This window comes from Pedobacter sandarakinus (assembly GCF_026240095.1).
Lineage (GTDB): Bacteria > Bacteroidota > Bacteroidia > Sphingobacteriales > Sphingobacteriaceae > Pedobacter > Pedobacter sandarakinus.
Window position 1 is genome coordinate 108,049 of record NZ_JAPIVG010000004.1, and the last position, 20,644, is coordinate 128,692.

A 20,644-nucleotide genomic window follows, 5' to 3' on the forward strand; every position below is an offset into this window, starting at 1 on the left:
ACCCTTTAATCAGCATTTATTTTCTTTTCGTTTCTATATTAGGCAGAAAGCCTGTTAGTAAGCCCAGCAGCGGCAGAAAAGCACAGATATTAAATACATATTCAATGCTCGTGGCATCTGCTAATTTTCCTAATAACGCCGAGCCAATGCCACCCATTCCGAAGGCAAATCCAAAAAACAGCCCTGCAACCAAACCAACTTTACCGGGTATCAATTCCTGTGCATAAACCAGGATTGCAGAAAAAGCCGATGCTAAAATCATCCCGATGGGTATAATTAATACCCCAACCCAAAACAAACTTGCATGTGGGAGCAATAATGCAAATGGCGCTGTACCCAATATCGACGCCCAAATCACGTATTTTCGACCGATCTTATCCCCTATTGGTCCGCCGAGTAAAGTACCCGCAGCTACAGAGAACAAAAACACAAACAGATAAATTTGAGATGTTTGCACCGAAACCTGGAATTTATTGATAAGATAGAAGGTAAAATAACTGCTTAAGCTGGCCATATAAAAGTATTTCGAAAAGATAAGCACCAACAGGATGCTCACCGAAAACACAATTTTCTTTTGCGAGAAATGTTGGGTTGTTGTTTGAACTACCGATTTCTTCCCTCTAATGAGCACAAAGTTTTTATACCAGTTACCAACGTAGCTTAAAATTACAATCGCCAATAATGCAATAAAGGAAAACCAAACAATACTAAACTGCCCATATGGAACAATTATCCAAGCGGCAAGAAGCGGACCCAATGAGCTACCAGCATTTCCACCCAGTTGGAATACCGATTGTGCTAACCCACGTTTACCTCCCGATGCAGCATGTGCCATCCTCGAGGCTTCCGGATGAAAAATAGACGACCCTACACCAATCAGTGCAACAGAACAAAGCATGGTATAAAAATGAGTTGACTGAGAAAGTGTTATAAGCCCTGTTAATGTAAAACCCATACCTACCGCTAAAGAATATGGTTGCGGTTTTTTATCGGTATACAACCCTACAAAAGGCTGCAGCAGTGAGGCTGCAAGTTGAAATGTTAACGTTATTAACCCAATTTGCGAAAAACTTAAGTGATAGTTTGTTTTGATTATTGGATAAATAGCCGGAATTAGAGATTGAATAGTATCATTTAGAAGATGAGAAAGACTGAGCGCAAATAAAATAGGAAAAACAGTTTTCTCGATGATGTTGGACTGGGTTTGTTCTGTTGCCATAATGAAATATCGCACAAAAGTAAGCAAAATAACATTTCTGAGGTTTATACAATTGCCCAACAAAAAACATTTTCACACTAGCCGGGTTTCTAAATAATGGAAAAGAATAGAAAAATTGTTGGCCTTTGTGGCAGCCTTAGAAAAGGCTCTTATAATGCAATGTTGCTTGAGTTTGCTGGAACTTTATTTCCTGAAGGAATTGATTTTGAAGTTGTATCATGGGCCGAACTGCCAGTTTATAACGAGGACAATGATACCCCAAAGGTTAGTGAAAGACCGGAAAGCGTAGTCGGGTTTCGCAATGCCTTGGCTGATGCAGATGCTTTCATTATTGCCTCGCCTGAGTATAATTACAGCATACCTGGTGGATTGAAAAACGCCATTGATTGGGCAAGCCGAGGAAAGGATAGCCCATTGATGCACAAACCTGTTGCTGTTATGGGCGCCACCCAGGGCATGTGGGGAACGGTAAGAATGCAAGCTGCGTTTTTACCAGTGTTTACCTTTCTAAATATGAACCCTGTATTGCAACCCGAAGTGTTGATAGCACAAGCACAAAATAAGTTTGATGATGAAGGTAAGCTTAAAGATGAAGCAGCTGTAGGATTTATCAAAAAGAAAATTGAAAACCTTATTTCTGCCGCAAAGGTTTAACAATTGGCCGATCGAGGGGCAACGCTGTTTGTTGTATGAAAGAAGTAAAATAAACCTGATAAAGCGTGATAGCGCCCGATTCATTTTGCCAGGAATGAAGTTTACCGAATGGCTTAATCGGGCCTATTAGCGATAGCAGGACGACATTTACCTAGCACCACCGAACATTGCTTTTCTAATAAAAATCATACTGAGCATTACGCAAAAATTGATGGGGAAATGCTATGAAATACGACAGCAAGAGCGTGTATACCAGCTTAATGCTTACACGCTCTTGCTTGTAATGCCTACAAAATACTATTTACCGTTCTGTTCAATATCTCGATCCATCTCCATCAGGTCGACTTCAGCAGGATCTGAAAAATCGCCAATTAAATACTTGTTGAAATGATCGGCAAGTTTCCAGAATGCATACTCCGTCATATCGCCAAAACCGTGGCGTTGACCAGGGATTATAAGAAAATCAAACCGCTTTCCGGCTTTCATTAAGGCGTTTGCCACACGGATGCTATTTGCAGGATGCACATTATTGTCTACATCACCGTGCATTAGCAATAAATGACCTTTCAGATTTTTTGCCAAATCGGGGTTTTTATCGATGCTGTACTTGAATGATGTATCGCCTTTTAGGGAAATTACCTCCTTTACACCATGATGTTTCTCGCTCCACCAACGGTTGTAAATACTGTTATCGTGGTTACCAGCATTAGATACCGCAGCTTTAAAGAAGTTTGGATACACCAACATTGCCGCTGTTGACATGAAACCGCCCCCAGAATGACCTGTTATACCCACCTTGGTATCATCTATGTACGAGTATTTAGCAGCCAGCTGTTCAATGGCAGTTTTTTTATCAGCCAAACCGTAATCGCGGAGGTTGCCATAGCCATAGGTGTGGTACCATTTAGATCGGGCAGGATTACCACCACGATTACCAACTGTAATTACGATATAGCCAAATTGCGCCAAACGCTCCGTTCTGTCCATGCTTTTGCTAAAAGCCTTATTTACTGCTTCAGTTTGTGGGCCTGGGTAAACGTATTCTATAATTGGGTATTTTTTGTTTGGATCGAAATCGAATGGCTTGTACATTACCCCATAAAGGTCCGTGATACCATCGTCTGCTTTTACTTTAAAAGTTTCTGGAAATTTATAACCTGCTGCCATCAGTAAGGATAGATCTGTAGTTTCTAAATCCATTACTTTTCGGCCTGCTTTATCATAAAGCGTAGATTTTGGTGCAGTGTTTACCCTGGAATAATTGTCTACAAAGTAGGTATTATTATCGTTCATGCTAATGGCATGGTCGAAATCTCCGGCGTTGAGCAACTTCATGTTGGAGCCATCGAAATTGATGCTGTACAAATGCAAGTAGTATGGGTCTTCTTTGGTTTCACGACCGTTGGCTGTGAAGTATAGTACGCGATTTTTTTCATCGATATTAATGATGCTTTCGCAGTGGAAAGAACCTTTGGTGATTTGGTTTTTAAGTTTCCCATTTCCGTCAAAGAGATAGAAATGCGCCCACCCATCGCGTTCGCTCCAGTGAATAAGTTCTTGACCATTGTTAATTAGACCAGGGCGATTAACTTCTACGTAGGTATTAAAACGCTCGTCGATAATTGGTGTAACCTTTCCAGTTGCAATATCAATTGTGCCAATATCAATTTTCTTTAAATCTCTGCTTGTACGAGAAAAGTAGAAGCGGCTATCGTCTCCCAACCAAATTGACGGTCTAAACTCGTTGTCTCTATCTTTCGCGAGGGATGGCTTGCTCCAAACGCTAATGCTTTGATCTTTAAATGCAGCAACATTTAATTTTTTGTAAGACTTGGCTGCAAAATCAAAAAGCAGAACCTCATCTTGTGGTGCCTCTGCCTCGCCCGGCATTTGGTATTTATAAGTTTCTAAGGTAGGCCTCCCTGGGGTAACACTGTTAATTACCCACAGATCTTTCACTTTGCGTGCATCCGTACGGTCTAAGACAAAATACTTAGCATTGGGCGACCATAGGACATAAGCACCTCTCCTTTTTTTATTGTTTTTTTCGTTTTCTACATTGTTTTCGCCATCTCCATCGCTGCCATATGAATAGAACTTAACACCGTCTTTAGTAAGCTTGTGCTCTACAATAGTGCTATCTTCCTCATTTTTGATGGCTTTTTTGTAGTTTTCTTTATCCATCCAATAGAGATTGTAATTTCTTGAAAATATGATTGCAGACGAATCTGGCGCTACTGATCCCCAAGTTGGCTTAGGTTTAGGTTTGGTAAAATTTGGCATCTCTGTTAATTTTGCAGTCGCCAAATCGTAATTGAAAGCATAAATCTTTTTCTGCAACGAGTCTGCAGCTTTTTTATCTTTCCTGTCTTTTTTAACTTCATCGATAGAACTCTTTACCTCGAAAGAAATGGTTTTCTCATCAGCAGCAAATTTTAGATTCTCTAAAGGCAGGTGTTCGGCGTCGAAGGGATCGCGTACAATCAAGGTGATATCGGCAGCAAGTTTGGCATTATCAAAAAGCTGTTTCTTGCTTTTGGCAGCAGGATCTACCAAGTACCAGAATTTTCCCTTCGGACTTTCGAAAGTGTACCAAAACCGATTACTCAATTTAAGCCAATGCGGATCTACTGAAGTAGAATAAACCATTTTCTTAAGTTTATTTGGCGAAAAGCGTGAGGCCAGCTGGTAGTTGGCCTTAGGTTGAGGCGTAATGTTCTCTGCTATGGTAAAAGTTTTTGTTTGTGCAGCAACAGTTAGCGACAAAAACTGCGCACAAATGGCTAATTTGTAAAATTTGTTCATTTCAATTGTTTGGAGCAGCTAAATTATTTAATTAAAGCCAATTGAAAACGTTTTCTTATGTAATAAATAAGATAGCTAGCAGTTATTTTGGGTTGAAAATAATTATCAACAATGCTTTGCCGAAAGTGCAATTAGTGTATAGATTTTATAGTTTTGCAACCACATATCAATACGATGAAAAACTCTACAATTATCCTGGTAGCTGCCAGTTTATTCTTTTTAAATAGTTGTCAATCAGAAAGCAAAAGTAACGCAAAAGCATTAGCCGACACGACGGGTAAAAACACCGAAAATGTTACTGGTGATGAACCGAAAATTGATGTTTCGAAAATTCAGATAGCAGATGCCAAAACTATCTTGGCGAGAAAACAAGTGCCCATTTTGTGCTACCACCAGGTTAGAAATTGGAAGCCCACAGATGGAAAAGTAGGTAAAGATTATATTGTTGAAATTCAAAACTTTAAAGACCAGGTAAAGATGTTGGCCGATAGCGGATACCATAGCATACTGCCCGATCAACTTTACGCTTACCTGAATAATGGCACCCCATTGCCAGCTAAACCTATTATGTTCACTTTTGATGATACAGATTTGGATCAGTTTACGATTGTGAATCCCACTTTAAAAAAGTATGGTTACAAGGCGGTATATTTTGTAATGACAGTTTCTATAGGCAAGAAAGGAAAGTTTGTTGATTACATGAGTTCTGATCAGATTAAACAACTTTCTGACGAAGGAAACGTTATCGGATCGCACACTTACGATCACAAGAATTTTAAAAAATACACAGGCAAAGACTGGGAAGAGCAATTGGATAAACCGACCAAAAGACTAGAGGAGATTACAGGTAAAAAAATGACAGAATTTGCATACCCATTTGGCTTATGGAATGCGGAAGGAATCCCTGAACTCAAAAAACGCGGCTTTAGAATGGCTTATCAACTTTCTACCAAAAGAGATGAGCGAGACCCTTTATACACCATTAGAAGAATTATTGCAAGTGGCTATTGGAGTCCGAAAACATTAAGCAATAGCATCAAAAATAGTTTTTAATTCTTTGCTCAGGCCATAATACATTAATTTAAAACCTTGTACTAAATAACCAAACATCACCGCTCATCATGAAACGATTACTGCACTTTGCCGTTATCACCCTATTCCTGCTTTCATCCTGTTCCCTAGAGCCAAGTCAAACAAAAAGCGATCTTGGCCACGTGGAAAAAACAACACCCAACTTATCTGCAAAGCAAGCTGCCGATGCTAAAACTATTTTAGCACGCCGGGAAGTTCCTGTGTTGTGCTATCACCAGATTCGCAATAATTTAGCATCAGATAGCAAGCGCGCACACGATGACATCATTTCGCCAGATAAATTTAGGGATCACATTAAAATGCTAGCCGATAGCGGATACCATACCATCCTGCCAGATCAGTTATACGATTACCTGGTTTTTGGATCGAAACTTCCGAACAAACCGATTATGATTACCTTCGATGACACGGATGAAGACCAGTTCACTGTTGGTAATGCTACGCTGAAAAAATATGGTTTCAAGGGTGTATATTTTATCATGACAGTTTCCATTGGAAGAAAAGGAAGGATAAACTATATGACAAAAGCGCAAATTAAACAGCTGGCTGATGAAGGAAATATAATTGCCAGTCATACTTACGACCATAAAAACTTTACACAGTTTACAGATGCCGATTGGACTACACAGATAGACGAGCCCACAAAGAAGCTGGAAGAAATTACAGGCAAAAAGGTAGCATATTTTGCGTATCCATATGGCGTTTACAAAGCGTCTACCTTACATAAGCTAAAAGAACATGGTTTCAAAGCAGCATTCATCTTATCAACCCCGCGTGATGAACAATACCCGTTATACACCATTAGGAGGATTATTGATCCTGGAAGATACACAGCTAAAAACTTGTACTATAGCATTAATAAGAGTTTCAACAAAACAAAATCATAGTTAGGAATGTAAATTAAGTACACCCGCTTAGCCCTACCATGAAAAACTATATCCTCGCATTAGCATTATTAGCTGCCATAATTACTGCCTGCAACAACAATTCGAATAAAAATTCTGAAGCAACTGTAGGCAATGATACAATTAGCGAAAGTAAGCCAGCAGATTTATCGGGTAATTTTTATAAACGTTTAGAAGGTACCATAGCTGGCAAGCCAGTGGTAATGCACCTTCAGCGAATTGACGATGACGTAGATGGAAACTACTATTATGATGGTGCCTGGCTGAATCTTTCAGTTGATACTTTAGTTGGCACAGATAGTTTGGTGCTTAATGAAAATAGTTTTTATGATTATTATTTTGACAAAGATGCCAAACAAGCCAAAATTGGCCTTAAATGGAATGGAAAGGGCTTTACAGGTACCTGGTATAACGGCGAAAAAAATAGGAGCTATGCTGTTAAGCTAGTGGAGAAATATCCTCAGGGGAGTTATGAATTTACAGCCGGGATATTTCTGGATTCGATTAAAGCCGACGATAAGCAGGTCAAATCTCCAATGGCGCAGATTACTATGGAATACTTACAGCCCATTGCAAATGATGATACTGGAAAGTGGTTAGACCAAGAGCTGAAAAGAATTGACGATTTGAAAACGAGTGAAGAACGTAGTGTTGGATTCAAAAAGGCTGCAAGCCAGTATTTCATAGATTATAAAAACCAGATAAAAGAACAACAACGTAATGGCCGAAACGATGGCTACCAAGCCTGGATGAATTACACCAGCAATACGCAACAAACGGTGGTGTACAACAATAATGGTTATGTGGTGGTAGATTTTCTGGCAGATGATTACACTGGTGGAGCACATGGAAACTACGGGAGCGAAATGGTTTGCCTGGATGTAAAAAATAGAAAACGCCTGGTGTTAGATGACGTTGTTAGAATCGACTCCAATAGGATGCAATCTTTGCTTGAACAAAACTTAAGAAAGCAATACAACATCAGAAGTGGAGCTGCCATTAGCACTGTGCTCTTTGATGATTTTTTGAAACCAAATAAGAATTTCTATTTTAACAGTAATGGATTAGCCTTTATGTACAATCCTTATGAAGTTGCCAGTTATGCGCAGGGGCAAATAGTTGTGTATATACCTTTTACGCAGCTTAAGCCATATTTGGTACCCGATTTCGCAAAGCGAATGGGCATTTAAGGTCTAACATTGGCTATTGGGGTTAAAGAATTTCTTCAATACGGTACTGTTTACCATTGAAACTAACTTCGTGACCAACCTGCCGGCTCATAAATAACCTACCAATTGGCGACGCTTGAGAGACGGCCACGTAAGTTTCTGTACCCAATTTTATTTCACCGGCACTAATGCTGATGTAAAAGTTACCGTTTGTGGTCATGACTAAACTGCCGTTTTTTACCTCTTTTGATATATCTACATGTTCTATTTGCTGCAAAGCAATTTTTTGTTGACCAGCCTCGTATATTAATTTACTGTTGCGGTCCATTTCCTGCTGCATCATTTCGCGGGTAGTTTCGTATTTATCGCCAGCGCTGCTTTTGGTATCATCGTTAGATGCCTGCCTTGCCTGTAGCATGGCATACGAAATATTATCGATCCTGTTCTGGATAAAGGTTAAACACAATTGAAAAAGACGAGACTTTATTGCAGACATAAATGAAGTAAAATTATAACGTTGTAATGAACAATTAAAGATGCAGTTAATCTTCTATCCATTGAACTTTGTCTGCAATTGGCGTTCTGTTGGGCGCCCAGGGTTGCTCATTATGGTAGCCCATGTAAAATAAGCCGATACACTTTTCATCATTACTAAGACTTAAAAATTCACCTAAATGAGCAATCAGTGGAGGCGAACTCCAATATGCACCTACTTTAAGACTCTCTGCTGTTAAAGCCATATTCTGTACCGCACAAGAAACAGCTGCAAGCTCTTCCCACTCCGGAATTTTACCACTTACACGCATATTAATGGCAATAATGCAATCTGCCTGACTGGTTTTTTCGGCAAAACTATCGAGCTTTTTTTGCAAAAATTGCGCTGGCGAAATATGCTCCTGATATAACTTACCAAGCGCTTGCCCTAGTTTTGGTAAGCCTCCTTTCCTGATAACTGTAAAACGCCACGGCTGTGTTAGTTTATGAGTTGGGGCATAATTTGCTGTTTCTAAAATTTGTTGAATTACTGTAACAGGAATTTCTTTTTTAATATAGCTGGCAGGAAAAATGCTGCGACGTTCTTTTATTACTTGAGATACAATTTCATAATTACCCATCCCGTAAAGATAAGGTAAAATGAACAATCGTGATAAATGGTTAAGAAATTTTAGCTCACGCCAGCTTGTTTTTTCAATGCTTTAAAATTTAAATTGAGGGAACTTAGCTCACCAAGTACGAATGAGCCTGAAGATTAAACCCAATTGAAGCGAAAATCTTTTTTGTTGCAGTTATTTCGCTTAATAGCTGCCGGCAACAAAAAAATTGAAGCGGAAAGTGGGGCTACCGAAGAGCGTAGCACCGAACCTTGCTTTCCAAAGAATAAATCGAAATTTTTAAGGCATAAAAAAAGGGAAACAGAACTCAGTTCTGCCTCCCTACCTTAAACTAAACATTACCTAATCAATAATGCTAATCTTTTTTTATGTTAATCTTTTTGCAGGAACGATGAATAAGTTCGCAATTTTCTTAACATCAGAACCAGTTAAAAATTCATCAAACGATTCTGCTGCTTGAGATTGTGTTACTGCTGTTCCATTGATTCCAGTGATCTGGATGTTAGCTTGAGTTGTGTTTTGCTCACCTGCATAAACAGCATCTGCAGCGGTTACACCTGTATCGTTACCATTAGCTGTATAAGCAATCCATGGTTTTAAAGCAGATGCACCTGTTACGTTAGCTGCAACCATTTGGCGTAAATGCGCCGCGTGACGAGCCTCTACAGAGTGAATTTGTAAAGCTGTAGTTAAAACAGGCATACCTTTTAACACTGGCGCCTGACCTTTGTAAGCTCTAACACCAGTATCTTCGAAAGCTGTAGCAACTTTTAAGAAAGTTTGATAGTTGGTATCAACATCAGCGAATGCACCACCAGCTTTAAAATCGAAATCTGCATAAACATACTGATCTGCACCAGTAATGCCCAAGGCACCTTTTAACAAATCTACGTGTGCACGTTCGTGGTTTCTAATGGTTGTAATAGCTTGTCTAGCCGGTCCATCAGGAATATATGTAGTGGTTGCAAGCGTTAAAGCGTGGTTATAATAATTATATTCCAAATACTCTAAAGCAAGGGCAAAACCTAATACTTCGTTTACATTTGCTGGGTTAGTTTGGCCATATGCTTTTTTGAACATAGAACCTAAAGCCAGTGGCAATGCTGCCATAGAAATTTTCTTTCCAACGTTGAAAAAATCTTGCATGGCCTTACGTCTTGGATTTAATCTTTCATAGATCTCTCCATCAACTTTTTCTATTTCGTCTAATATATTTAAGATATTCATGATTGCTGAGTTTTAAAGATTAAAGGTTAATTACGTTAATTTTGGTTTTGATGTATTTACCAGCTGCTGCTAAAACTTTGTCTGGCGTAAGTGATGCATCTAGTCCTTTAGCGTTATCTGCACCTAAAGAAGCAAGACTGTTTAAATCTGCAAATGTTCCGTTAGAAATGATATCTCTAATGTAAGCCGCATGACGAGCTTCTACAGAAACAATTTTACCAGCCAAAACTAAATAAGCATCAGTTTTGATACGAACACCTGCACCATTGTACGCAGATACACCTAAATCTTCAAAAGCCATCGCAGCACCTAAAACGCTTGTAGCATTTGTAAAATCGATAGAAGAAAAATCTACTTCTAGGCTACCAATAGCTGCAGTACCTAAAGCATTTTTGAAAAACTCTCTGTGTGCAATTTCGTGGAACTGAATATCTTGGAAATAAGCTTTTTGAGCAGTTGTGAATGACGAAGGTGGAGCAGAAGCTACCTTAACATAAAATGCTGCTTCTAGTTGCTCTAGCGCATAAGCATAATTTAATACACCGAAATCATCTTTAAAATCTAAAGTTGCACCGGTCATTGGCACATCGATGCCACGGTCTTTTTTACAACCAGCTGCAATTAAGGCAATACCTGCAGCACTGGCTCCTGCATACTGAAGAAAAGATCTTCTGCCTAGCGAGCCTTTGAATAAACTTTCATCTTGAAGTTCACTTTTTGTTTCTAGTCCATTGTTTTTCATAGTAACTATGTTTAGGGTTTTTTGAATTCGTTTGATGATACATACGTGACAAAGGATGATGTGGTTTTTTATTTTTCGATTTTTTTTTATAAGGTGATTTTAATACATTCACCAACCTATTAATATGACAAAATTGAAAGCCATTATTGTTGATGATGAAGAGTTTGCCAGATCGTCGCTATTCTTCCTGTTGCAACAGAATTGTCCGCAGATAGAAATTACCGGAATTGGGCGTTCGGTGAGTGAGGCTAAAGATATTTTGGCCCATCATCAAATCGACTTAATTTTTCTTGATATTGCAATGCCGGGCGGAAATGGATTCGAGTTGATACCAGATGCTCAAAAACAAAACGCAGCAGTAATTTTTACTACAGCTTACGATCAATATGCACTCAAAGCCATTAAAGCAAACGCACTTGATTATTTGTTAAAACCTATTGATATTGAAGAACTTAAAATTGCAGTAGATAAGGTTGAACAACATTTGAAATTGTTACAAAGCCAGAACCTGAATGATGAACGCATCCATAACCTTGCAACAAGTTTAACTACCAGAACAGACATTAGAAAGCTTACCTTACCCCATGGCCAGGGGTTTAAAATGATAGATGTTGATGAAATTATTTACATCGAAGCAGACAGCAACTACTCTGTTGTGCATTTAGCCAATGAAGATAAAATTACGGTCTCCAAAGTACTAAGGGAGTTCGAAGAATTGCTCCCTTCTGATCAGTTTGTAAGGGTGCATAAATCAAGCATCATCAATCTTAATCACTTAAAAGAATATAATTCTAAAAATGGCCTTCAGGTTTACTTGAAAAATGGAGAAAGCATCAATATTTCAAGACGGAGAGCAAGTGATTTTTTCGAGAAAATAAAACTTTTTATCAAGCCAGGAAGTGATCATTGATCAGCTATATATCGCTATAAACCGTAATCTCTGTAATAAATTAGCGGGGTGCAAACGCTTAACTAAGCTTTTGTTTTTAACTACATTCCTTTGCGTTGCTGTACTTAACAAGGTAGCCGCACAAACTACATATTTGCCACATTACAGTTCTAAAAACGGTCTGGCAAGTAACAATTGCTATTATATTTTACAAGATAAGAATGGCTTCATTTGGATTGCTACCGATAATGGTTTAAGCCGTTTTGACGGAACAAATTTCCAAAACTTTACAATAGAGGATGGTTTGCCAGACACACAGATTCTTCAAATGAAAGAAGATAGGGTTGGCAAAATTTGGTTTTTTTCGCTTAATGGGCAGCTTAGCTACCTAAAGGATGGCAAGTTTTACAATCAGGATAACGATCAATTGCTTAAAAAGCTAAGCTTTAATACTGTAATTGTTTCTTTCCTAATGGATAAAAAGGGTCGGATCTGGCTGGGTACCAACTCGAATATGATTGTTTGCTATGACGGAAAAGTGATTAAAAAGTTTGTTTCGCCAAACGTTGACGACAAATTTATCAATGCATTTATCCATGAAGATGAGCAAGGGACAATTTTCGCTTATAGCGATTTAAGTGTGCAGAAATTCGATGGAAAAACTTTCTCGGTAGTCAGCTCTCGTGTGAAGCCCATCTCATATATGACGGCGAACAACCAGCCAAATGGATCGCTTGTTTATCTCGACAGTGGCGGATTAAAAGCGCTTAAACAAGGAAACATCACAGACCTGGTTTCAATTCCACAGAACTTAATCAAGAACATGTCGGGCTACTTTTTCTATGATGAAACGCAGAAACAGGTTTGGCTTTCTAATGCAAACGGTGCTTTTGTACTTGATAAAAGTGGAAAAACCGTGCAATACCTACAAGATATAACGGTAAACCAAATTATTAAAGACAACAACCAAAACATGTGGTTTGCTACGAATGTGGGTATTTACATGTTACCCAACATCAATAACCGTTTATCTATCATTGATGCGGAATCGGGTCTGAGTAGTAATGTGATAAAAAGTATAACCAAAGATGGAAAAAACCGTTTATGGCTGGGTACAGATGATGCAGTTATTGATATTTTAACTATAAAAAATTATCAGGTTAGCGAGGTTGGTTTAGATGATTTCAAGAAATACAAAACAATTAAACAGATTTCGTTTGATCAAAAAAATCAAGCCATTTACTTTGCTTCTGATTATGGAATGGGTGTCTTTAAAAATATTTACCGCAGCACCGACGACGTAAAATACCTTAAGGAAAGTAACAATTCCATGTTTGTAATTAAGCACTTTAGTTTAGGTACTAATGACAATCATTTGGCTCTGGCGCTCTCTTCAGGTGTGGTTTTTCTTTCAGATCGGATAAATAAATTTGAGTTCAACTCTTTAAAATATCGCGAAAAAGAAGATTTCTTCAAAGATAGATCTTACCATGTTTTTTATGATAAAGCGGGCAGCTTGTGGTTCTCTAACATAAACGGACTATCGCAATTTACAAATGGCCAACTTATCAAACATGCAGAAAAAAATGATTTGCTTACGAAAAGGATCAACGATATCCAGCAATTAAATGATGGCACACTGATTTTGGCAACAGACGGCTACGGCTTAATCTTCTACAAAAACAATCAAATCAAAAAACAGATTACCCAAAAAGATGGACTGACCAATAATGTATGTTCCAAAATATTTGTTAAAAACAATGAAATTTGGGTGCTCACCAATAAAGGCGTAAATAAAATTACCAATTACCCGGAAAACCCTATGGTGGCCAACTTCGACTATGGTAAAGACTTACTTAGCGATGATATCAATAACCTTTTTATTGATGATAGTACCGCCTATTTCGCTACCAATAAAGGTTTAATTTTATTTAAATACAATAACAAAAACATTAGCCGAAACCTTCCAAAAGTTTATGTAACATCGATTATAAAAGACAATGAACGGTTACCGGTAAACCAGAAAAATTTTAATTTCAAAACCGGCGATAACAACATATTTTTTACATTTAGCGCAGTGGATTTTACAACAAGTGATATCTCCTATCGCTATCGGTTAAGTGAAAAATCAGTTTGGGTAGAAACGCGTACCCGGCGATTAGATTTTTCTTCATTGCAACCCGGAGATTATGTTTTTGAGGTAGCAGCGAAAAGCCAGAACGGAAATTGGGGGCCATCAGCTAAAATAGCATTTACCATCGAAAAGCATTTCTGGCAAAGCTTGTGGTTCCTATCCATCATCATTTTACTGGTGGCATATATTTTCTATAAAGTTGCGGTATTTATCACCAGACGACAAAAAGATAAGGAGCAAGCACAACTCCTACTCAAAAATAAGGTGCTGATGTTAGAGCAACAAGCCCTGCAAGCCATGATGAACCCACATTTTGTGTTTAACGTAATGAATTCGATTCAACATTACATCAATACACAAAATACAGCCTCTGCTAATAAAATTTTAACTGGTTTTGCACGCCTCATCAGAAAAAACCTGGAAATTTGTACCAAGAGCTACATTTCTTTAGAGGAGGAATTAGAATACCTAAATTTATATCTGAAACTGGAAAAAAACAGATTTGGGGATAAATTGCAATACTCCTTTTTAATCGATCCTCAAATTGATCAGGAGGAGACATTTATTCCCTCAATGCTACTGCAACCATACATAGAAAATGCCATTTGGCATGGCATTATGCCACAGGAAGCGGGCGGAAAGATTAACCTAAAAATTAATCTAATGGATGTTTCGTATCTTCATATTGAGATTGTTGATGACGGCATTGGAATAGATAACTCGTTGAAGAACAAAACCGAAACACACATCAGTAAGGGTATGCAGCTAACAAAAGAGCGCCTAAGCCTTTTAGGTCAAATTGGTGCAAAACCTATACATTTAAAAGTATTCCAAAATACTGTAAAAGGTACAACTGTATCTATATCTATACCATTAAAGTAGCATTTTTACCGTTTACTCAATTATTGCTACCACTTACTAAATATCATTCACGATAAGCGGCTTTTAGCCTTAAACTTGTCTTAGAAATAAACGATAGTGTTTATCAAAGACGTTCTTATAGAATTGATATAGATATTTAATAACCTAACCTAAAACTATATCTTAATTCAGGTTTCATTTGTGTGTTGAAAGCGGTCTTGTTTTTTAAAAAGCGAGACCGCTTTTTTTATGCCCGAAAATTTTATTTTTGTATATGCCTCAAACTGAAATTACGCCACACATAGAAGCCCTCATTTTCTCATCCGTTCAAAGCATTACGGTGCAGGAAATAATATTGGCGTTGAATGCTGTTTTTAATAAGGAGCACACTGAAACCCAAATTTTCGATGCACTTGATGAACTAAAATCAAAATATGCAAGCGATGGATTTGCGATGGCGCTGGTAAATGTTAATAGCGGGTATCAATTCCTTACAAAGCCGGCTTATCACGAAACCGTTAATCAACTTCAACTGCATCGTTCCAAGAAAAAACTTAGCCAGGCAGCAATGGAAACCTTGGCCATCATCGCATATCGCCAACCAATAACTAAATTAGAAATCGAACAAATTAGGGGTGTAAATTCCGATTATTCTGTACAGCGGCTACTTGAAAAAGAATTGATCAGTATTGAAGGGAAAGCTGAAACACCCGGCAGACCGATTCTTTATACTACCAGTTCTTTATTTATGGATTACTTTGGTTTAAACAATTTAAACCAACTTCCACAGCTTAAAGACATTGCCAGGGAAGAAAACGCCGTAGGTGAAATTGCCGAGTAGATTATTTTAATTTCTTTTATCTCAGCTTGTTAATAAAAAAGTTTTTTTTGTATTTTTAAACTATAAATGCAATTTTTATTTTTGTGATATGAAAGCGCCAAAGAAACTCCCTACAAAGCCAACTACAAAAAAACAAGTAGATGAAGATGATGATCTTGAAGATGACGATATTCAGTTGACAAAAAAGAAAGCTATAGAAGAAGACGAGGATGATTTTGATCTTCCCCTGGATGATCTGGACACTTTCGACAATTATGAAGATGACGACGACGACTTTTAATATTTAAAAAACATATATTTGAAAAAGCATCCTAACCTTTGGTTTGGATGCTTTTTAATTTTACAAAAGCCCATGCAAATCATATCAGTATTAGATTCTACACAAAAGAAAGCTTTTCTATCCGTTCCTAAAATTCTCTACAAATACGATAAAAACTGGATTTGTCCACTAGATAGCGAAGTAGAAAATGTTTTCAATCCTCAAAAAAACAATTTTTTTAACCACGGCAAATGTGTGAGGTGGGTTTTAAAAGACGATGCGGGAAATCTAATTGGTCGCGTTGCGGCATTCATTAATGAGAAAAAAGCATTTAACTATGATCAACCTACAGGTGGAATTGGATTTTTCGAATGTATTGATAGCCAGGAAGCAGCCTTTTTATTGTTTGATACCGCCAAACAATGGCTTACAGAAAACGGCATGCAAGCAATGGATGGGCCGATAAACTTCGGTGAAAACGATTCTTTTTGGGGCTTACTGGTAGATGGTTTTACCCCTCCTTCTTTCGGAATGAATTATAATTTTCCTTACTATGAAAAGTTCTTCACTGCTTATGGCTTTAAAACGGAATACGAGCAGCTAACTAACCATATTAACCTAACTATTCCCTTTCCAGAGCGGTTTACAAAAATTGCCAATTGGGTAAGAAATAAACCCGGATATACTTTCGAATACTTCAGCAAAGCTAATTCTGAAAAGTACATCAACGATCTGATGGAGATCTACAATGACGGCTGGCAAGACTTTGAAAATTTTGTTCCGATCAAAAAGGAGACCTTGCAAGAAAGTTTCAAAAGCATGGAGCCTATTATGGATGAACACCTCATTCAGTTCGCCTACTTTAACGGTGAACCCGCTTCTTTTGTAGTGCTAATACCCGACGCAAACCAGATGATTAAAGGATTTGATGGAAAACTTGGCTTGCTTGAAAAAGTAAAATTTGCATACCGTCGCTGGGTTGGCGTTACACGCATGAGGGCAATAGTAATGGGTACAAAACCTAAATTCCAAAAACATGGTCTCGAGTCTGTGTTGTTTATCAGGCTTGGAGAGTACGTGTTACCAAAAAACCAATACAAAGAACTAGAGTTAAGTTGGGTAGGTGACTTTAACGATCAAATGCTGGCTATACACAAGGCTACGGGTGCAACGTTCGGGAAAAAACACCTTACTATGCGGAAAATATTCTAACGGTTTACCCCAGATAGTAGGCATCAAGATCGCTAGATTTTAGTTTGGAACATCCTGATGGTGCACAAGGGATCGCACAAAAACTTATTTAAATACCTAATTTTTCATAGAGATCAATAACCTTTTTCCTAAGTTTATTGATCTCTTCGTCTTTTTCGGCAATTTGCTTTTTCAATTCGATAATTCCATCGCCTTCCGCATCTTTATGGTTGCCATTAATGAGCAAAGTAGCGTTAGTTCTGAAAGCCTCGGCAATTTGAAAGAGTCTCGATAAATTCAAATCAGTTTGTCCTGTTTCGATTTTACAGAGCGCTGGTGTTGATATCTGCAATAGACTTGCTGCCTCTGCCTGGCTTAAACCCAATGCAATTCTCCGCTGTTTAATGTGCTCACCTACGTTGTCCAAATGATTTAATTTTTTTAATGTGCCCGGTAAATGATAATGATTGGTCTACACAGAAAAGAATTAGTTTCGTTCTAAGGCTGCCGCTAATTCTGGCAAATCAAAACCAGCATAATTTCCAGAACTCATCATGAGCAGGTTTGCGTTTTTATAATTCAAATTTAGCAGATACTTTTTGAGGCTATTCGAATCGTTAAAAAACTTCAATTTTGGGTTTGCAAAAGCTGTGCGTACGTCTTCTTCAGAAAAGGGTACCATGCTCTTCAATTCAAAACTTTTAAGATCTATGAACACGATGGCATCGTCTGCCTGATCCATGGCTCCAGCGTATTCCTTTAAAAAATCTTTGTTTAAACTACTGAAAGTATGCAGCTCAATACACGCAATTAATTTTCGATTAGTAAACTGGCTTCTAACGGCATCAATAGTAGCTTTTAATTTCGATGGGGAGTGTGCGAAATCTTTATAAACATTGGTAGATTCATCTGCGCTGATGACTTCCAGGCGCTTTGCCGCACCCGTGAACGACGTTATTGCCGCATCGAACTCGGTTTGCATAATGCCTAGTGTTTCACAGACCAATCGGGCTGCATTTAGATTCATTAGATTATGATCTCCAAAAACCTTTAAGGGTGTGCCCTGCGGTAAGAGGTAAGTTACACCATGCACAATTTCGTGTTCTGGTATTCCGTAACTGAGCTTATTCACTCTGGCAGTTGATCTAGTTACAATGTCATTCAAATCCCGATCTTCCTGGCAATAAATTAATGTGCCATCGGCTGTAATAGTATCGATAAACTGATCAAATTGGGCTGTGTAATCTGCATAAGTGGGGAATACGTTAATGTGATCCCAGGCGATGCCGCTAATTACAGCAACATTAGCCTTGTAGAGATGAAATTTAGGCCTCCTATCTATTGGTGATGAAAGGTATTCATCTCCTTCAATAATCATAATTGGAGCATCTTCTGTAACTTTCACCATCGTTTCGAAACCAGCCAGTTGTGCACCAACCAGGTAGTCGAATTCACGATTATAATAATTGAGTACATGCAAAATCATGCTGGTGATGGTGGTTTTACCATGACTGCCACCAATAACGACACGGAGCTTATTTTTGCTTTGCTCATAAATATATTCCGGATAAGAAAATATTTTTAAGCCAAGCGCCTGAGCTTTTATCAATTCCGGATTATCGATTCTGGCATGCATTCCTAAAATAACAGCATCTAGAGCCGGTGAAATCCGGCTGTCGTCCCACCCCATTTTGCTTGGGAGTAAACCATATCCTTCTAAGCGAGATTTTGCAGGTTCGAAAATCACATCATCAGCGCCTGTAATTTGATATCCTTTCTTATGTAAAGCAATGGCCAGGTTGTGCATGGCGCTTCCACCAATTGCAATAAAATGTATACGCATAATTTTTAACTATTCAATGTGGATGGATCCTATCAATAAACATTACTCAAAACCAAAACCCAACGCTGCAATGAAAATAAGATTTGATAATTCACTAATTCTTTTCAAACTGCGCCGCTACCCATTCGCCATTTTGTTTATGATCAATATATCTGATGCCATATTCGGCACATGCTGCAGTAATCATCGCCAAATCTGGCTCTAAATAAAAACCGCTAAAAAATATCCTTCCTGTCGGTTTCAATACCGCTGCATATCGATGAATTTGATCAAGCAATATGTTTCTATTAATGTTGGCAAAGATGATATCATATTCTTCATCTGGAATAACCTCTTTACTACCACATAGCGCCTTTAGATTTGTTACCTGGTTGAGTGCTGCATTTTCAATAGTACTCTGGTAACAAACATCGTCATAATCTATTGCTACCAGGTACGCTGCGCCGAGTTTTGCTGCTAAAATGGCTAAGATTGCTGTGCCGCAACCCATATCTAAAACGGTTTTATCCTTTATATCGGCAGATAGGATGTACTGCATCATCATTGTGGTGGTTTGATGATGACCAGTTCCGAATGACATCTTCGGGTCGATTATTATTTCGTATGGAAAAGTAGGCTGTGGTTGATGAAATGTTGCCCTAACGTAACACACATCATCAATAATCAGCGGGCTGAAATTCTTCTCCCATTCCGCATTCCAATTTTCGTCTGCTACTTCTTTTAGATGGTAAACCGACTCAAAATCATTCGCATAACTTTCTAATAAAGCCTTCATTTCGGCTTCCTGGAAATGATCTTTGATGACAAAAGCCGTGAAACCATCTTCACTATCTTCAAAAGTGTCGAAACCTAAATCAGCAAGATCACTAATAAGTAAATCCTGCTGATATTCTTCAATACCTTTAAATTTGAATATTGCTTTTATGTACTGCATTAGTTATTTAATGCTTTAATTATATCGGTAAAATCGCGTGACTTTAAAGAAGCGCCGCCAATTAAACCACCATCGATGTCTTTCTGCGAAAACAAGCTGGCTGCATTACCTGGATTACAACTTCCGCCATAAAGGATGGTAGTATCATCTGCAATATTAAAACCGTAATTAGCTTCAATTTCAGAACGAATAAAAGCATGAATGTCTTGTGCTTGTTCTGGTGAGGCCGTTAAGCCGGTTCCAATAGCCCAAACAGGTTCGTAAGCGATAACGATTTTCGAGAAATCTGCATCGCTTAGGCTAAAAACCCCCTCAACCAATTGCTTTTTTAATACTTCGTAATAGCTGCCGTTATTGCGCTCGTCTAACGTTTCTCCGATACAAAAAATTGGAGTTAAGCCATTAGCTAACGCTACCTTTGTCTTCTCGGCTAACAAAGTATTATTTTCTGCGAAATACTGTCTGCGTTCTGAGTGTCCTAGAATAACATATTCTGCACCAACTGATTTAACCATCTTTGCAGATGTTTCGCCAGTAAAAGCGCCGCTTTCTTTATCACTGATATTTTGTGCACCGATTTTAACATCGTTACCACCAAGTTTAGCCAAACTGTTTAAATGAATAAATGGTGAGCATATAATAGCCAACTGATCGCCTTTGCGTTCATCTTTAACCATGTTTACGATCTCACTAAATAACGAAACACCTTCGTTATAGTCTAAATTCATTTTCCAGTTACCAGCTACGATTTTTTTTCTCATTATATT

General features: G+C 38.2%; 19 protein-coding genes. 9 read left to right on the plus strand and 10 right to left on the minus strand.

Annotated features, from left to right (window positions below):
* Window positions 1–16: 16 nt before the first annotated feature.
* Window positions 17–1,219: an MFS transporter gene (locus tag OQ268_RS11775; protein ID WP_265856344.1), complete on the minus strand. Its 1,203-nt coding sequence runs from the start codon at window positions 1,217–1,219 to the stop codon at window positions 17–19.
* Window positions 1,220–1,315: 96 nt separating this feature from the next.
* Here OQ268_RS11775 and OQ268_RS11780 point away from each other — a divergent pair, with 96 nt between their 5' ends.
* Entirely contained in the window at window positions 1,316–1,873 is a 558-nt protein-coding gene (locus OQ268_RS11780; protein ID WP_265856345.1) for an NADPH-dependent FMN reductase, read from the plus strand.
* A gap of 297 nt (window positions 1,874–2,170) precedes the next feature.
* On the opposite strand, the gene OQ268_RS11785 is transcribed toward OQ268_RS11780, so the two are convergent.
* Window positions 2,171–4,678 carry a S9 family peptidase gene (locus OQ268_RS11785; RefSeq protein WP_265856346.1) on the minus strand — a complete coding sequence of 836 codons (2,508 nt, stop codon included), beginning with the start codon at window positions 4,676–4,678 and terminating at the stop codon, window positions 2,171–2,173.
* Between the two features lie 174 nt (window positions 4,679–4,852).
* On the opposite strand from OQ268_RS11785, the gene OQ268_RS11790 reads away from it, so the two are divergent.
* The 3 genes from OQ268_RS11790 to OQ268_RS11800 all read left to right on the plus strand — a co-directional run bounded on the left by OQ268_RS11790 (window position 4,853) and on the right by OQ268_RS11800 (window position 7,865).
* Window positions 4,853–5,731, plus strand: a complete 879-nt coding sequence (locus OQ268_RS11790) for a polysaccharide deacetylase family protein (RefSeq protein WP_265856347.1) — start codon at window positions 4,853–4,855, stop codon at window positions 5,729–5,731.
* Window positions 5,732–5,799: 68 nt separating this feature from the next.
* Complete coding sequence (locus tag OQ268_RS11795) at window positions 5,800–6,657, plus strand: polysaccharide deacetylase family protein (protein ID WP_265856348.1); 858 nt, start codon at window positions 5,800–5,802, stop codon at window positions 6,655–6,657.
* 38 nt (window positions 6,658–6,695) lie between these two features.
* Window positions 6,696–7,865: an RsiV family protein gene (locus OQ268_RS11800; protein WP_265856349.1), complete on the plus strand. Its 1,170-nt coding sequence runs from the start codon at window positions 6,696–6,698 to the stop codon at window positions 7,863–7,865.
* A gap of 22 nt (window positions 7,866–7,887) precedes the next feature.
* On the opposite strand, the gene OQ268_RS11805 is transcribed toward OQ268_RS11800, so the two are convergent.
* The 4 genes from OQ268_RS11805 to OQ268_RS11820 form a co-directional block, all read right to left on the minus strand.
* Complete coding sequence (locus OQ268_RS11805) at window positions 7,888–8,340, minus strand: 3-oxoacyl-ACP synthase (protein ID WP_265856350.1); 453 nt, start codon at window positions 8,338–8,340, stop codon at window positions 7,888–7,890.
* A gap of 46 nt (window positions 8,341–8,386) precedes the next feature.
* On the minus strand, window positions 8,387–8,959 hold the full coding sequence (locus OQ268_RS11810; RefSeq protein WP_265856351.1) for a nitroreductase family protein: 573 nt from the start codon (window positions 8,957–8,959) through the stop codon (window positions 8,387–8,389).
* 363 nt (window positions 8,960–9,322) lie between these two features.
* Window positions 9,323–10,183 (minus strand): ferritin-like domain-containing protein, encoded by an 861-nt coding sequence (locus OQ268_RS11815; protein ID WP_265856352.1) that lies wholly within the window; start codon window positions 10,181–10,183, stop codon window positions 9,323–9,325.
* Between the two features lie 19 nt (window positions 10,184–10,202).
* Window positions 10,203–10,925, minus strand: coding sequence for a ferritin-like domain-containing protein (locus OQ268_RS11820; RefSeq protein ID WP_265856353.1), 723 nt, complete (start codon window positions 10,923–10,925; stop codon window positions 10,203–10,205).
* A 124-nt stretch (window positions 10,926–11,049) separates the two neighbouring features.
* Between OQ268_RS11820 and OQ268_RS11825 the strand changes: the two genes are divergently transcribed.
* From OQ268_RS11825 to OQ268_RS11845, 5 genes are all read left to right on the plus strand, one after another.
* Window positions 11,050–11,835 (plus strand): LytR/AlgR family response regulator transcription factor, encoded by a 786-nt coding sequence (locus OQ268_RS11825; protein ID WP_265856354.1) that lies wholly within the window; start codon window positions 11,050–11,052, stop codon window positions 11,833–11,835.
* 70 nt (window positions 11,836–11,905) lie between these two features.
* Complete coding sequence (locus OQ268_RS11830) at window positions 11,906–14,830, plus strand: ligand-binding sensor domain-containing protein (protein WP_265856355.1); 2,925 nt, start codon at window positions 11,906–11,908, stop codon at window positions 14,828–14,830.
* 253 nt (window positions 14,831–15,083) lie between these two features.
* Window positions 15,084–15,650: an SMC-Scp complex subunit ScpB gene (gene scpB / locus OQ268_RS11835; protein ID WP_265856356.1), complete on the plus strand. Its 567-nt coding sequence runs from the start codon at window positions 15,084–15,086 to the stop codon at window positions 15,648–15,650.
* An 88-nt stretch (window positions 15,651–15,738) separates the two neighbouring features.
* Window positions 15,739–15,930 carry a hypothetical protein gene (locus tag OQ268_RS11840; RefSeq protein ID WP_265856357.1) on the plus strand — a complete coding sequence of 64 codons (192 nt, stop codon included), beginning with the start codon at window positions 15,739–15,741 and terminating at the stop codon, window positions 15,928–15,930.
* 72 nt (window positions 15,931–16,002) lie between these two features.
* A complete protein-coding gene (locus OQ268_RS11845; RefSeq protein WP_265856358.1) occupies window positions 16,003–17,121 on the plus strand; it encodes a GNAT family N-acetyltransferase in 1,119 nt (372 codons plus the stop codon).
* Window positions 17,122–17,209: 88 nt separating this feature from the next.
* On the opposite strand, the gene OQ268_RS11850 is transcribed toward OQ268_RS11845, so the two are convergent.
* The 4 genes from OQ268_RS11850 to tpiA form a co-directional block, all read right to left on the minus strand.
* Window positions 17,210–17,527: a helix-turn-helix domain-containing protein gene (locus OQ268_RS11850; RefSeq protein ID WP_265856359.1), complete on the minus strand. Its 318-nt coding sequence runs from the start codon at window positions 17,525–17,527 to the stop codon at window positions 17,210–17,212.
* A gap of 60 nt (window positions 17,528–17,587) precedes the next feature.
* The gene (locus OQ268_RS11855) at window positions 17,588–18,943 is read right to left on the minus strand and encodes a UDP-N-acetylmuramate--L-alanine ligase (RefSeq protein ID WP_265856360.1); all 1,356 of its coding nucleotides are present in this window, start codon (window positions 18,941–18,943) and stop codon (window positions 17,588–17,590) included.
* A gap of 94 nt (window positions 18,944–19,037) precedes the next feature.
* Window positions 19,038–19,877, minus strand: a complete 840-nt coding sequence (gene prmA / locus OQ268_RS11860; protein ID WP_265856361.1) for a 50S ribosomal protein L11 methyltransferase — start codon at window positions 19,875–19,877, stop codon at window positions 19,038–19,040.
* Window positions 19,877–20,638: a triose-phosphate isomerase gene (gene tpiA, locus OQ268_RS11865; protein ID WP_265856362.1), complete on the minus strand. Its 762-nt coding sequence runs from the start codon at window positions 20,636–20,638 to the stop codon at window positions 19,877–19,879. Before tpiA ends, prmA begins: the two co-directional genes overlap by 1 nt.
* Window positions 20,639–20,644 lie beyond the last annotated feature (6 nt).

Bases quoted from the DNA above. Each gene is read 5' to 3' on its own strand.
- OQ268_RS11800 (WP_265856349.1), top strand. From the start codon at position 6,696: ATGAAAAACTATATCCTCGCATTAGCATTATTAGCTGCCATAATTACT.
- OQ268_RS11815 (WP_265856352.1), bottom strand. From the start codon at position 10,183: ATGAATATCTTAAATATATTAGACGAAATAGAAAAAGTTGATGGAGAG.
- OQ268_RS11840 (WP_265856357.1), top strand. From the start codon at position 15,739: ATGAAAGCGCCAAAGAAACTCCCTACAAAGCCAACTACAAAAAAACAA.
- OQ268_RS11845 (WP_265856358.1), top strand. From the start codon at position 16,003: ATGCAAATCATATCAGTATTAGATTCTACACAAAAGAAAGCTTTTCTA.
- prmA (WP_265856361.1), bottom strand. From the start codon at position 19,877: ATGCAGTACATAAAAGCAATATTCAAATTTAAAGGTATTGAAGAATAT.
- OQ268_RS11795 (WP_265856348.1), top strand. From the start codon at position 5,800: ATGAAACGATTACTGCACTTTGCCGTTATCACCCTATTCCTGCTTTCA.
- OQ268_RS11810 (WP_265856351.1), bottom strand. From the start codon at position 8,959: ATGGGTAATTATGAAATTGTATCTCAAGTAATAAAAGAACGTCGCAGC.
- OQ268_RS11790 (WP_265856347.1), top strand. From the start codon at position 4,853: ATGAAAAACTCTACAATTATCCTGGTAGCTGCCAGTTTATTCTTTTTA.
- OQ268_RS11825 (WP_265856354.1), top strand. From the start codon at position 11,050: ATGACAAAATTGAAAGCCATTATTGTTGATGATGAAGAGTTTGCCAGA.
- OQ268_RS11775 (WP_265856344.1), bottom strand. From the start codon at position 1,219: ATGGCAACAGAACAAACCCAGTCCAACATCATCGAGAAAACTGTTTTT.
- OQ268_RS11785 (WP_265856346.1), bottom strand. From the start codon at position 4,678: ATGAACAAATTTTACAAATTAGCCATTTGTGCGCAGTTTTTGTCGCTA.
- OQ268_RS11780 (WP_265856345.1), top strand. From the start codon at position 1,316: ATGGAAAAGAATAGAAAAATTGTTGGCCTTTGTGGCAGCCTTAGAAAA.
- OQ268_RS11805 (WP_265856350.1), bottom strand. From the start codon at position 8,340: ATGTCTGCAATAAAGTCTCGTCTTTTTCAATTGTGTTTAACCTTTATC.
- OQ268_RS11820 (WP_265856353.1), bottom strand. From the start codon at position 10,925: ATGAAAAACAATGGACTAGAAACAAAAAGTGAACTTCAAGATGAAAGT.
- OQ268_RS11855 (WP_265856360.1), bottom strand. From the start codon at position 18,943: ATGCGTATACATTTTATTGCAATTGGTGGAAGCGCCATGCACAACCTG.
- tpiA (WP_265856362.1), bottom strand. From the start codon at position 20,638: ATGAGAAAAAAAATCGTAGCTGGTAACTGGAAAATGAATTTAGACTAT.
- scpB (WP_265856356.1), top strand. From the start codon at position 15,084: ATGCCTCAAACTGAAATTACGCCACACATAGAAGCCCTCATTTTCTCA.